This window comes from Sphingomonas sp. P3_C6 (assembly GCF_056402595.1).
Map to the genome: position 1 here is coordinate 70,538 of NZ_JBFUHB010000007.1, position 12,834 is coordinate 83,371.

General features: G+C 64.7%; 11 protein-coding genes. 5 read left to right on the plus strand and 6 right to left on the minus strand.

Annotated elements, in window-relative coordinates; translation table 11 throughout:
* Positions 1 to 30: 30 nt before the first annotated feature.
* Positions 31 to 1,104 carry a catalase family peroxidase gene (locus tag AC1DT7_RS10000; RefSeq protein WP_478035796.1) on the plus strand — a complete coding sequence of 358 codons (1,074 nt, stop codon included), beginning with the start codon at positions 31 to 33 and terminating at the stop codon, positions 1,102 to 1,104.
* Positions 1,101 to 1,706: a cytochrome b gene (locus AC1DT7_RS10005; RefSeq protein WP_478035797.1), complete on the plus strand. Its 606-nt coding sequence runs from the start codon at positions 1,101 to 1,103 to the stop codon at positions 1,704 to 1,706. The genes AC1DT7_RS10000 and AC1DT7_RS10005 overlap by 4 nt, the downstream gene beginning before the upstream one ends.
* A gap of 17 nt (positions 1,707 to 1,723) precedes the next feature.
* Here the strand turns inward: AC1DT7_RS10005 and AC1DT7_RS10010 are convergent, their stop codons facing one another.
* Entirely contained in the window at positions 1,724 to 2,125 is a 402-nt protein-coding gene (locus tag AC1DT7_RS10010) for an EVE domain-containing protein (RefSeq protein WP_478035798.1), read from the minus strand.
* 206 nt (positions 2,126 to 2,331) lie between these two features.
* Between AC1DT7_RS10010 and AC1DT7_RS10015 the strand changes: the two genes are divergently transcribed.
* Both AC1DT7_RS10015 and AC1DT7_RS10020 read left to right on the plus strand, forming a co-directional pair.
* On the plus strand, positions 2,332 to 2,706 hold the full coding sequence (locus tag AC1DT7_RS10015; RefSeq protein ID WP_478035799.1) for a hypothetical protein: 375 nt from the start codon (positions 2,332 to 2,334) through the stop codon (positions 2,704 to 2,706).
* A gap of 103 nt (positions 2,707 to 2,809) precedes the next feature.
* Positions 2,810 to 3,091, plus strand: a complete 282-nt coding sequence (locus AC1DT7_RS10020; protein WP_478035800.1) for a DUF3297 family protein — start codon at positions 2,810 to 2,812, stop codon at positions 3,089 to 3,091.
* On the opposite strand, the gene AC1DT7_RS10025 is transcribed toward AC1DT7_RS10020, so the two are convergent.
* The 3 genes from AC1DT7_RS10025 to AC1DT7_RS10035 all read right to left on the minus strand — a co-directional run bounded on the left by AC1DT7_RS10025 (position 3,012) and on the right by AC1DT7_RS10035 (position 5,998).
* Positions 3,012 to 3,854, minus strand: coding sequence for an isocitrate lyase/PEP mutase family protein (locus tag AC1DT7_RS10025; protein ID WP_478035801.1), 843 nt, complete (start codon positions 3,852 to 3,854; stop codon positions 3,012 to 3,014). The two genes, AC1DT7_RS10020 and AC1DT7_RS10025, sit on opposite strands and share 80 nt — an antisense overlap.
* A 240-nt stretch (positions 3,855 to 4,094) precedes the next feature.
* The gene (locus tag AC1DT7_RS10030; protein WP_478035802.1) at positions 4,095 to 4,895 is read right to left on the minus strand and encodes a LytR/AlgR family response regulator transcription factor; all 801 of its coding nucleotides are present in this window, start codon (positions 4,893 to 4,895) and stop codon (positions 4,095 to 4,097) included.
* Positions 4,892 to 5,998 (minus strand): sensor histidine kinase, encoded by a 1,107-nt coding sequence (locus tag AC1DT7_RS10035; protein WP_478035803.1) that lies wholly within the window; start codon positions 5,996 to 5,998, stop codon positions 4,892 to 4,894. Before AC1DT7_RS10035 ends, AC1DT7_RS10030 begins: the two co-directional genes overlap by 4 nt.
* A gap of 282 nt (positions 5,999 to 6,280) precedes the next feature.
* Here AC1DT7_RS10035 and AC1DT7_RS10040 point away from each other — a divergent pair, with 282 nt between their 5' ends.
* On the plus strand, positions 6,281 to 6,871 hold the full coding sequence (locus AC1DT7_RS10040) for an HD domain-containing protein (protein WP_478035804.1): 591 nt from the start codon (positions 6,281 to 6,283) through the stop codon (positions 6,869 to 6,871).
* Between the two features lie 102 nt (positions 6,872 to 6,973).
* Here AC1DT7_RS10040 and AC1DT7_RS10045 read toward each other — a convergent pair whose 3' ends face one another.
* Both AC1DT7_RS10045 and ligA read right to left on the minus strand, forming a co-directional pair.
* Complete coding sequence (locus tag AC1DT7_RS10045; protein WP_478035805.1) at positions 6,974 to 10,375, minus strand: TonB-dependent receptor; 3,402 nt, start codon at positions 10,373 to 10,375, stop codon at positions 6,974 to 6,976.
* Between the two features lie 149 nt (positions 10,376 to 10,524).
* On the minus strand, positions 10,525 to 12,621 hold the full coding sequence (gene ligA, locus AC1DT7_RS10050; protein ID WP_478035806.1) for an NAD-dependent DNA ligase LigA: 2,097 nt from the start codon (positions 12,619 to 12,621) through the stop codon (positions 10,525 to 10,527).
* Positions 12,622 to 12,834 lie beyond the last annotated feature (213 nt).

Consider the following 12,834-nt stretch of genomic DNA (forward strand, 5'->3'; position numbering starts at 1 on the left):
CGTCATTGCCAACGACGATCGGACTCGCCCATGCCACCCAGAAATGCTCCTGTCGGGTCCATCGCGCTGATCGGCGCGATTGCAGTGCTGCTCGTGAGTGCCTTTGCCTGGGCGGCCGGCTGGATCGGCCCGTCGCGGATCAGCGGCGGCGACGTGACCAGGGCGCTTGACGACAATGGCGGCAGGCACCCCGGCTATCGCCGTGCGCATGCCAAGGGGCTGTGCTTCAGCGGCGCCTTCGAGGCGAACGGCGCCGGCACCGCGCTGTCGTCCGCCCGGACGTTCCAGAGCGGCAGCTATCCGGTGATCGGCCGCTTCTCGCTTGGGGGCGGCAACCCGCTAGCAACCGACGGGCGGAATGTGTTCCACTCCATGGCGTTGCTGTTGAAGGCACCGAACGGGGAGGAATGGCGCATGGCGATGGATCACACGCCGATCTTCCCGGTCGCCGATGTCACCTCCTTCGTCGGCCTCCAGCGCGCGACCACGCCCGACCCGAAGACCGGGAAGCCTGACCCGGCGCTTACCGGCCCGTTCCTGGCGCAGCACCCGGAGGTGAAGGCGTTCCAGGATTATATGGCCAAGGCGATCCTGCCGAACAGCTTCGCCAACGCCACCTATTACAGCATCAACGCATTCCGCTTCACCGATCCGGCGGGGGCGGTGCGGGCGGTCAGATGGCAGTTCGAGCCTGAGGCGCCACTGGCCGGGCTCGACAAGGCGCATCTCGATCAGTTGCCGCGCGACTATCTGTTCAGGGAAATGATTGCGCGGACGGCGAAGGGGCCGTCGCGCTGGCACCTGAAGCTGGTGGTGGCGAATCCGGGGGATCCGACCGACAAGGCGACGGTCGCCTGGGCCGGGCCGCATCGCACGATCGACGCCGGCGTCCTGGTGCTGACCGGCGTTCAGCCGGAAGAGACCGGCGCCTGCCGCGATCTCAATTTCGATCCGACCATCCTGCCGCCGGGCATAGGGATCTCGGACGACCCACTGCTCGCCGCGCGGTCCAAGGCCTATTCCTCCTCTTTCACCCGCCGCGCGACCGAAGGCGCGGGACCGAGCGCGGTCGGTGAGACCCTGGGCGGGGAGAAGGCACGATGAACCGTCTCGACTTCAATCCGGTCCTGCGTGTCGTCCATTGGCTGATGGCGGCGATGGTGCTGGCCATGTTGTTCATTGGCGTTGGCATGGTCTCCACCGCCGGCCCGCTCTACCCGGTGCTGCTGGCGCTGCACCGGCCGGTCGGCATCGCCATCCTGCTGCTGGTGCTGATCCGCCTGCCGCTACGCCTCGCAACTGGCGCCCCTGCGCTCCCCAGCGATATGTCGCCATTGGAGAAGGTCATCGCCAAGGGTTCCCATGTGCTGCTCTACGCCAGCATGGTCGCCATGCCGCTGATCGGCTGGGCCATGCTGTCGGCGGGTGGCTATCCGGTTCAGGTGACGAAAGCATTCACCTTGCCCGCCATCCTGCCGCACGACCTGCGCCTCTACGCCCTGCTGCGCGGCGCGCACACGATCGTCGCGATCCTTTTCTTCGCGCTCATCCTCGCGCACCTCTCGGCCGCCCTGATGCACGGCCTGATCCGGCGCGATGGCGTGCTGCGGAGCATGACGACCGGGCACGGAAGGGCAATGGCGGAGAAAGGCGACGCCATGCCGCAACCCGAAGAGAGAACGGATACGGAGGACGGCGCGCCGTAACGGGTCGTGGCGGTCGTTCAGCCGGCCGCCATTTCCAGCAGCAGCGCCCACTGCGCCTCGCTCACCGGCGATACCGACAGCCGCGACTGGCGCAGCATTTCCATGCCCGCCAGCTTCGGCTCCGCTTTCATCGCCGCAAGCGTGACCGGTTTTGCCAGCGCCTCGACCGGCTTCACGGCCACCGACACCCAGCGTGGCGCGTCGCCGTCCTGCTGCGCGGTGCGGGTGATCTCCATCACGCCGACCGCGGCCTTCTCTTTGCCGCTGTGGTAGAACAGCGCGCGGTCGCCCACTGCCATCGCTTTCAGGTGAAGCGCTGCGGCCGGGTTGCGCACGCCGGTCCACTCGGTCTCGCCCTCGCGGATCAGGTCGTCCCAGCTATAGCTTTCGGGCTCGGACTTCAGCAGCCAATAGGCCATCATCGTCTCCTCGGGTGGCCGGACTTTACCGCGCCCGGCGCGCGTTTCAACGTCCGTGCGCAAGGGGCGATCAGGCTGAACGCCCGTTAAACGCGGCATTCCGCACGGGTTAAGACCGACTCGGTTACTGGCTTGAAACAAGCTGGACCGGTTTCGCGTTATAGGGTCGATGCGGGCGCGGACTTGCTGGACGAGAGGAGGTTGAGATGAACAATCTTGTGAAGAAGGCCGGTCTCGGCGTGGCGCTTGTCGCGACGGCGCTGACCGCGGCGATGCCGGCCGATGCGCAGCGCTATCGCCGCCATTACCGGGGCGACGGTACCGGCACCGCAATCGTTGCGGGCATCGCCGGCCTCGCGATCGGCGCGGCCATCGCCTCGAACGGCCGCGACCGGGACCGCTATTATCGCGACCGCGGTTATGATCCCTATTATGACGACGGCTATTACCGGAGCCACGGCTATTATCCGAGCGACGGCTATTACGCCTATACCTACCGGCCGCGATACGAGCGCTGCTGGGTCGAGCGTCGGTACGACCGCTATTATGACCGGATGGTCCGGGTCCGCGTCTGCAACTGATCGCGGCAGCGGCATCGGGAACGGGACGGCGTGGGCACGATCCGCGCCGTTTTCGTATCCACGCTCTGGCATCGCGCGCGATTTTGCGTCATGAGCCCGCCGCATGACCGACACACCGCCAGACCGCCTGTCCTCCAACCCGCGCAGCCAGTTCTTCGATGAAGAGAAGCTGTCCCGCGGGATCGGCATCCGCTTCAAGGGCGCGGAACGCCGCGACGTCGAGGAATATTCGATCTCCGAAGGCTGGATCCGCGTCGCCCTCGGCAAGAAGGTCGATCGTCACGGTCAGCCGCTGACGCTGAAGCTCAGCGGCCCGGTCGAGGCCTGGTTCGAGAACCCGCCGGCCGGCGCGGCTGCTGAGGACGCGGCCGAACCGGAGGCGTAACCTCCGGCTGGTTCCAGTCGAACGCCGCCTGCGCCGCCGCGGTCAGCGCGGCCATGGCGGTGCGATAGGGGTTCGGCCCATGGCTGATCCGCGCCACGCCGACGCCGGCGACCTCGCGCGTGCCCGGCGCGCCCGGAAACGCCATGAAATTGATCGGCAGCGCCACTTCGCGGCAGATCCTGCCCAGCAGGGACAGGTCGACCAGCCCCGGCACGAAGAAGCTGCTGGCACCCGCACGGGCATAGACCTTGCCGCGCTCGATCGCCGCCGCGACCTTGTCGTCATCGTGAGTGTCCGGCGCATTGTGCAGGAAGATGTCGGTGCGCGCGTTGATGAAGAAGGGCGCGCCCGTGGCGGCGCGTATCGCCGCGATTCGCGCGGCCTGGAACTCGATCGGGTGGAGGCCGTCGCCGCCGACCACCTGATCCTCGAAATTGCACCCGATCGCGCCGGTCGCCGCCAGCCGCCGGGCATTGGCCGCGACGTCGTTCGGCTCGACCGCATAGCCTCCCTCGAAATCGATCGAGACCGGCAGGTCGACTGCGCCGGCGATGCGCGTCGCGCCGGCCAGCGCCATCTCCAGCGGCAGGCCCTCCCCATCGCCATAAGCTTGTGCGGCGGCGGCCGACCAGCTGCCGGTCGCGATCGCCTTTGCGCCGGCGCTCGCCACCGCCCGCGCGCTGCCCGCGTCCCAGGCATTGTACAGGATCACCGGATCGCCCGGCACGTGCAACGCTGCGAAGACCCTGAACCGTTCCTGCATCAACCGTCTCTACCCGCTTCTGTTTTGCCCAATCTGCGACCGGGCAGCCGCCCGGTCAATCGGCGCAGACGGCATGTCGCCGGGAAACCGGTCGGCGACAGTCCGGCCGAAAGTGGCGCGCGGATCGATGATGGTCGGCGTGTCGAGCGTCGAGCGAGCCGCCATATCACGGCGCCAGGCTCGTCGTTCGTCATCAGGTCGCGCGCCCATTGACGGCGCCCCTCGGGGCGCCGTCAGGGGTCAATGCACGAAGCGGGCGACGACGTCACGATAGGAGCGCGACACCTTCACCTGGGCGCCCGATCCCAGGACGAGGAAGCATTCGCCATTGGTATGCGGCTTCACTTCCTTGACCAGGTCGAGATTGACGATGGTGGAGCGGTGGACCCGCTGGAAACGGCGCGGATCGAGCCTCTTTTCCAGGTCCTTCATCGTCTCGCGCAGGATCAGCGTGTTGTCGCCGGTGTAGATGCACATATAATCGCCGGCGGCGTCGATCCGCTCGATCGTGTCGACATCGACGCGGAAAATCTGCCCGCGATCCTTGATGTTGATCAGCTTCTCGAAGCGGTTGGCGGAGACCTGGTCACCGCCATCGGTCATGCTTTCGACCGAGTCGGGCGCGACCTCGGCCAGCACTTCCTTCAGCCGGTCCACTTCCTCGATGCCGCGTTTCTCGGCCAGGCGCAGCCGCACCCGGTCGAGCGTATCGGCAAGGCGCGATTCCTCGACGGGCTTCATCAGATAATCGATCGCCTGCGCCTCGAACGCCTTGAGCGCATGGTCGGAATAGGCGGTGACGAACACGAACAGCGGCGGTTCGACCTCCATCAGGCCCTGCACCACCGAGAAGCCGTCGAAACCGGGCATCTGGATGTCGAGGAAGACAAGGTCGGGCTTGTGGGTCTTGATGGCGCGGATCGCCTCGCGCCCATTCTGGCATTTGTCGATGATCTCGACATCCTCGTGCGCCTGGAGGCGAAGTTCGAGCCCCTGGATCGCCAGCGGTTCGTCGTCCACCAATATCGTACGGATCGTCATGCTACCTCTCTAACCGGTTCCTCGAGCTGGAACGGAATTTCGATCTCGACTCCGAAACCGCCCCCGGGGATGGAGCGGGTCTCGAAGCGGTGGTCGGGCCCATAAGCCTGAGCAAGCCGCTCTCTTATATTGGCAAGCCCGACCCCGGTTGAAAGGCTTGGCCGTGCTTTCATTTCATTCAAGCCCGGTCCGGTGTCGGATACGGCGATCTGCACCCGATCCCCGGCGAGCCGCGCCGTGACGGCGATTTCGGCGCCTTCCTCCTTGGGCGTGACGGCATATTTGATGGCATTCTCGACCAGCGGCTGGAGCAGCAAAGAGGGTAAACGCGCCTTCGCCACCCGGGGATCCACCTCGAAACTCGGGCGCAGCCGGTCCTCGAAACGCATCTTCTCGATCTCGAGATAGAGTTTCAGCGTCTCGACCTCCTGTGCGATCGTCACATGCGCGGTCGGCTCATTGGCCAGGGTATAGCGCAGGAAGGACGACAGCCGGCTCAGCATCGCATTGGCGCGCTCGGTCTGCTTCAGCAGCACCAGGGTCGAGATCGAATTGAGCGTGTTGAACAGGAAATGCGGGTTGAGCTGATAGCGCAGCATCGCTAGCTGCGCCGAGCTTGCCTGGTTGCCCAGCGCCTGGAGCTGATCGATCTGCTCCTCGACGATCAGGTAGAAATTGATCCCGAAATACAGCGCGGACCAGCCCGCCAGCACGGTGAAGTTGAGGAACACGGTGCCCAGCACCAGGCTGACGTTCAGGCCGGGATTCGCCATCTTGATGAACGAGAAGGAGAAGGCGTCGAGCACCGCATAGAGCACCGTCGCCGCCCCAAGGGTCAGGATGGTCAGGATGACGCCGGCGATGCGCGGCCGCCCACGATAATAATGATAGAGCGTGGAGAGCAGCAGCGTGATGCAATAACCGACGATCGACTCGATCACGACGAGCAGCGTCGCGGCCATGTCGAAGCCGTTGGAGATGCTCGAGACGCTGCGCAGGATCAGATAGCCGGTCCAGCCCGCTGCCTGAAGCCGCCAGAAGGCACGGCTCTTGTCCTCGAAAAAGGGCCGCGAGAAAATCGCGGGCTTGGTGAACCACGGCATGGGCGGGGGTCTTAACCCGACTGGGACCGATGCGCAAAGTGGGTTAGGATGCAACCAGAGCGGTGGATAGGGATATCGCGGCGCACATTCTCCCTCTCCCCTTGTGGGAGAGGGAAGGGGCCCGCTGCCGAAGGCAGTGGGAAGGGTGAGGGGGACACTCGTTAGTGTTCCGATCCTCACTCCCCCTCATCCGGCCCTTCGGGCCACCTTCTCCCACAAGGGGAGAAGGGAAGGAGGTGCGACCGTGAGGCAAATTCTTCCGCTTTGGAGGAGAGAGACGCCATGACCGAGCACCAGGACCGCGCGCAATTCACCGCGATGGAAGAGGGTACGCAGCAGGACTGGAACATCATCGGCGGCCATTTCCGCGATTTCGCGCGGGAATTGCCGGCCCGCGTGCTCACCCATCTCAAGCTGCTGGACGGGGATTTCGGCGGCTTTCCGGTCGACCGGCTCGAACATTCGCGCCAGACCGCGACCCGCGCCCATCAGGACGGCCGGGACGAGGCCTATGTCGTGATGGCGCTGCTCCATGACATCGGCGATACGCTCGGCACCTTCAACCATCCGGAGATCGGGGCGGCGATGCTCAGGCCCTTCGTGTCGGAGGAGGTCCACTGGATCGCCAACACGCACGGCGTGTTCCAGGGCTATTATTTCTTCCACTACCTCGGAATGGACCGCGACCTGCGCGAAAATTACCGCGGCCATCCCCATTTCGAGGCCTGCGCCGAGTTCTGCGAGAAATACGACCAGTCGGCCTTCGACCCGAACTACGAAAGCGCCCCACTGAGCTTCTTCGAGCCGATGGTCGGCCGCGTGTTCGCCCGGCCGATCAACTCGGTCTATGCGGTGGCGACCGACGTCGGCTGATTGCCCACGTCATTGCGGGCGCCTGATTCCCGTCTCGGCAACGCAAAAGAAAACCGCCGCCCCCTTTCGGGGACGGCGGCCAAAGTTGCGATTTTCGTATGATCAGAAGGTAAACTTCGCGCCGATACGGATCGAGTAGAGCGACTGATTTGCGTAGATCTGGTCGGTCGGGGTCGTGAAGCTCGTACCGTTATTCACCGGCGAATAACGGTAGGTGGCGCACGCTTGGCCGACGTTGGTGACAACGGCACCGGCCCCGGTCAGGCACTGCACCTGCGCCACGGCGACGTTGTACGGGAAGACATATTCGCGCGTCTGGCCCCAGTTCTTGTTGATCAGGTTCGTGAAGTTCTCGATGTCGGCGAACAGCGTGACCCGCGAATTGCCCACGAAGGTGGGGATTTCCTGGGCGACGTGCAGATCGAGGCGCGTGAACCACTTCGAGTTGAAGCCGTTACGCGGTGCGATCTTCCCGGCATATTTGTCGAGGCCCGAGGTCTTCAGGAAGTTCTCGAATGGAGCCTGGAATCCAGGTGCGTAGGTGACCTTGGGATCGTTGGCCGTCGGCACGTAGATCAGGTAACGGTTGCCGCCGGTGCCGGTGGCGGAGCTGCGCCCGGTGGTCCCGAACACTGCCGAACGACCCGAACCGAAGTCCTGGAACGTATAGCTGTACGGATGGCCGATGCGCGACTCGCCGAACAGCGAGAAGGTGGTCTTGTAGTCACCGAAGAAGGCGTGGTCGTAGGTCACGCCATATTTGAAGAAGTACTTCACCTGATCGTTCGAGATGCCATAGGCGACGTTGTTGGGGTCGACGAACGCGCCGTTCGAATAGTTCGAACCCGCGGTCGACGAGGTTGCCGGCGCCTGATCCTTGACGTCCTGATAGGTGAAGCTGCCGTTGATGTTCAGGCCGAAATCCCAGGTCTTATCCAGTCGCGCGACGGCGATGTAGGAACGGCCCTTGGTGGTGTTGGTCAGCAGGATATCCGTGTTGGTGTCGGTGCTGGCCAGATTCTTGTCAGCGAAGTTGTAGTAGCGCTGGCGACCGTCCGGGGTGAGCGAGCCGGCCAGCGGCTGCGACCGGATGTCTGTGAAGAAGACCTGGTTGCGGACCTTCGAGTAGAGGAAGTCAGCACCGAACACCCAGTTGTCGCCGAGCGGGCCGAGGTTGGCGGTATATTCGCCCGACAGGGTGGCGCGCCACTGCGACGGGATCTTGAAGTTCGGGTCGAGCGCGTTGACCGTCGAGGCCGTCGAGGCGGTAGTGCCCTTGAGATAGTCGTTGACCGAACCCGGGATGCTCGTGCCGGTAACGTTATTCAGCCCGTCGCTGCACACGGCCGCCGACGGCAGGTTGGTGCAGCCGATGCCCGTGGTCGTCCGGTTCGACGAGAAGGAGTTGGTCAGCACGCCGGTATTGGAGAAGCTGTTCGACACATAGACGTCGGGCGTGCCGCCGCCGAAGATGCCGCCGCCGCCGCGGATGCTGATCCGCTCGGTCGGCTTCCAGTCGAAGCCGACACGCGGCTGGAACAGGCCGAAGCCCGAGATGTTGGTCGTGTTCGAGCCGATCGTCTTCACCTGGCCGTTCACGACAGCGCCACCGGCATAGCGGGCGGTGTAATAGGGGCTCAGTGCCGGATTGTCGTGCATGGCGTACAGGTCGTAGCGCGCGCCGTAGGACACGTTCAGGTTCGGCGTGACCTTCCAACTGTCCATGACGCCGAACACAAAGCTCTGATACCGATAATTTGCTGCCGCATCGTCAGGCACCAGCGACGGGACGGCATTGCCATAGCCGAACGAACTAGCCCTGCGCGCCTGGAAGTCGGCGATCGAGTCGAAATAGTAATTGCCGGCGCTGTTCTGCAGGAAGGAGTTGAAGATCTTCACGTCCTGCACTTCGGTGAAGACGCGAAGGTCATGGTCGTTCATGGTCAGGCGGGCCTGAACCAGGCCGCCCCAGGTTTCGGTCTTGAGCTGGTTGGTCTGGCGCGACGAATCCGGACCGAACGAGACGACGGCATCGGTGCCGCTCTGGCCCGCCACGCTCGATTCGCACCCTGTGGCTGAAACGGTGGGGTTCAAGGCGGACACCACCGTGTTGGTAGCGTTGGTACACACGCGCATCTGCGCGAAGCCGCGGCCCAGCAGCGGATCCTGGATGCGCGTATAGTTCTTGTAGAAGCCGCGAACTTCGGTCGAGAAGCTGTCCGACCAGTCGGAGTTCAACTGCACCACGCCGGTGTGCAGGCGGTTGCCCTGGATATAGGCGTTGGACGCGAGGCCCAGGCCTGGGCTGCCGGTCGCGATCGACGAGAAGGTGTTGTTGAGCAGATTGATCGCGTCGTTGGCATAGGTGTAGGTCAACGACAGACGCTGCTGGTCGGAAAGATTGGCGTCGATCTTGGCGACAAGACGGTCGTCCTTGTCGCCCAGGTCGCGCAGCACGCCGCCGGTGTCGTAATTATAGACGCTCTTCGCGATCGCCGACACCTGGTCCACTTGTGCCTGTTTCAGGTTCGGGATGAGCGTTCCGGCATTGTTGTCGAGCGGGCCTTCAGCGATCGGACGGCCGCCGCGCAGGCGCTCGCCGGCGACCATGAAGAACAGCTTGTCCTTGATGATCGGGCCGCTGAGTTCCGCGCCATAATTCTCGATCTTGAAGTTCGGGATGTTGACCTTCAGGCTCTTCGTCTGGCTGCCGACGAACTCGTCGCCCGAACGCGAATAGAAGCCGGTGCCGTGGAATTCGTTGGTGCCAGACTTCAGCACGATGTTGATCGCGCCGCCCTGGAAGTTGCCCTGGCGAACGTCATAGGGCGCAACCTGCGCCTGGAACTGGCCGATGGCGTCGAGCGGGATGGGCGAGCGACGGCTGGGCAGGCCATCGGTGTTGAGACCGAAATTGTCCGTGATCGACACGCCGTCGACAGAGAAGCGGTTGAAGCGTGCGTTCTGGCCAGCGAAGGAAATCGCGCGGCCGCCGGTGGGGGTGTCGTCCAGGCGGGCGAACGGGTCGCGGCGCGAAAGGTCACGAATGTCGCGGTTGACGGTGGCGATGTTCGCGATCTCGCGTGCGTTGAGGACCGTTGCCGGGCCCTGCGACACGGAGCGGGCGTTGGGCAGGCGCGACGCGGTCACGACGATGTCGCCGCCCGTCGTTTCGGCGGTCAGCTCGATCGGAAGATCATATGCCTGCGCGACGATCGTGTTGATGTCGGTGACTTCGGTTCCGTTGTAACCCTGCGCAGTCACCTTGACCGTGTAAGGGCCGCCCGCGCGGAGACCGTTCGCGTTGAAGCTGCCATTGGCATCCGTGGTCACGGTGGACTGGGTGCCCGACGGCACGTTCACGATGTTGACGCTGGCGCCGGCGACGGGCGCACCATCGGCCGTTACGGTACCGCGGATGGTCGAGGTCGTTTCCTGCGCGCTGGCGGCTGCAGGAATGACCAGGGCGGCAATGGCTACGCCCAGAAATAGATTGTTTCGCATGATTTTCCCCTTGGAGGCGACAGTCGCAAGAACGCGCGGCTTTTTTCGCCGTCGCGGGCCCCATGCGACTCGTAGGTTTCGGATAAATGACAGCGGGGATTGTTCAAGTGGGTGCGCAGCATTCGGTTATGCTGCGTTGCAAAAAAGCATCACTTTGCTGCGGCGACAATTTCCGCCCAGGCTGCCTCGTCGATCACGCTAATGCCCAGTTCTGCTGCCTTTTTCAGTTTCGAGCCTGCGCCCGGCCCGGCGATGACCATATCCGTCTTGGCGGAGACTGATCCCGATACACGGGCGCCCAACGCCTCGGCCTGGGCCTTGGCTTCGTCCCGGCTGATCGTTTCGAGCGACCCGGTGAACACCAGGGTCTTGCCGCTCACCGGCGACTCCCGGACATTGGAAACATAGGCTGCCGGGCTCACCTCGCTCAGCATGTCGGCCCAGGCATCGCGATTATGATCTTCGGCGAAGAAGTCGACCAATGCCTCGGCCACGGCGGGGCCGATGCCCTCAATGGCGGTCAGCTCCGCGCGCGCTTCCTCGTCGGTGGCGGCGCGGGTCGCTACGTCCGCGACATGCTCGACCGTGCCGAACGCCTTCACCAGGTCGCGCGCGGTAACGCTGCCGATATGGCGGATGCCGAGCCCGAACAGAAACCGGGCCGGGTCCGGGTGTCGTTTCGCCTCGATCGCCGCGAGCAGATTGTCGACCGACGTCTCGGCCCAGCGCTCGCGCCCGATCAGCCCGTCGCGGCGGTTCCGCAGGCGGAAGATGTCGGCGGGCGAATGGAGCAGCCCGTCGCGGAAGAAGGATTCGATGCTGGTCGCGCCAAGCCCTTCGATATCCAGCGCACCCCGGCTGGCGAAATGGCGCAGCCGCTCGACCCGCTGGGCCGGGCAGATCAGGCCGCCGGTGCAGCGTACATCGACTTCGCCTTCCTCGCGTACCGCATCGGACTGGCATTCGGGGCACACCGTTGGGAAAGGCCAGTTGCCGCGGCTTTCGTCGCGGGACAGATTCTCGACGATCTGCGGGATCACGTCGCCGGCGCGCTGAAGCACCACGCGGTCGCCCGGCCACACGTTCAGCCGCGCGATCTCATGCTCGTTGTGCAGCGTCGCGTTCGTGACGACCACGCCGCCGACCGTCACCGGGGTCAGGCGCGCCACCGGCGTCAGCTTGCCGGTGCGGCCGACCTGGATGTCGATCCGCTCCAGCGTGGTTTGCGCGCGCTCGGCGGGGAATTTATGCGCCAGCGCCCAGCGTGGTGCCTTGGCTACCGCACCCAGCCGCGCCTGCCAGTCGAGCCGGTCTACCTTGTAGACCACGCCGTCGATGTCGAAGGGCAGGTCGGCACGCTCGGCCTCGATCCTGCGATAGTGCGCCAGTGCTTCTGTGACGTTCTCGACCCGCACGAACATGTCGCTGACGGGCAGGCCCCAGGCGGCGATCGTCCGGATCACGTCATATTGCGTATCGCCCGGCACGGCGGAAACCTCGCCCCAGCCATGGGCGAGGAAGCGAAGCGGGCGGCTGGCGGTGACGGTCGCGTCCTTCTGCCGGAGCGATCCGGCGGCTGCGTTGCGCGGGTTGGCGAACTGGCGCGCCTTGCTGGCGTCGCCTGCCGCCTCCGCCTCGGCCAGCAGCCGGGCGTTGAGCGCGGTGAAATCCGCCTTGGCCATATAGACCTCGCCGCGAATCTCGAACACGTCGGGCGCCTCTCCGCGAAGGCGGTCTGGAATGTCGCCGATAGTCCGTACATTGGCCGTCACATCCTCGCCGACCTGCCCATCGCCCCGGGTCAGCGCCTGCACCAGCCCGCCACGCTCGTAGCGCAGCGAGCAGGACAGGCCGTCGATCTTGGGTTCGGCGGTCAGCGCGACGGGTACGTCCTCAGCCAGGCTGAGGAAGCGCCGCACGCGCGCGACGAATTCGGTCGCGTCCTCGTCGGCAAAACCATTGTCCAGGCTCATCATCGGCCGGGCATGCGCCACCTTGGCGAGATGGCTGGCGGGCGCGGCGCCGACCTGGGCATTGGGTGAATCGGTGCGGATCAGGCTCGGAAAGGCGGCTTCGATCGCGTTGTTGCGCCTGACGAGGGCGTCATAATCGGCGTCCGAAATCTCTGGCGCGTCGTCGGTATGGTAGAGCCTGTTGTGATGGGCGATCTCGCCCGCGAGCCGTTCCAGCTCGGCGGCTGCTTCCGCATCGGTTTCGGGAAGCGGGGCGGACAGGGGCGTGCTCATGGCCAAGCGCTAGCTGAGGGCGGGGCCGGGGATCAAGCGCGACCTGTGGACTCGATTCAACGATCCGCATCGACATGGCAGCCGAAAGCTGCGGGATTGCCGGTCGCGGTCCTGCACGCTTTTTCTCATGACTGGTTTATTGGCCGCATTCCGCTGCTTCATCAGCGGAAAACCGCGTCGATTTTCGTCGCTGTCGCCGGAATTTACCGCTGT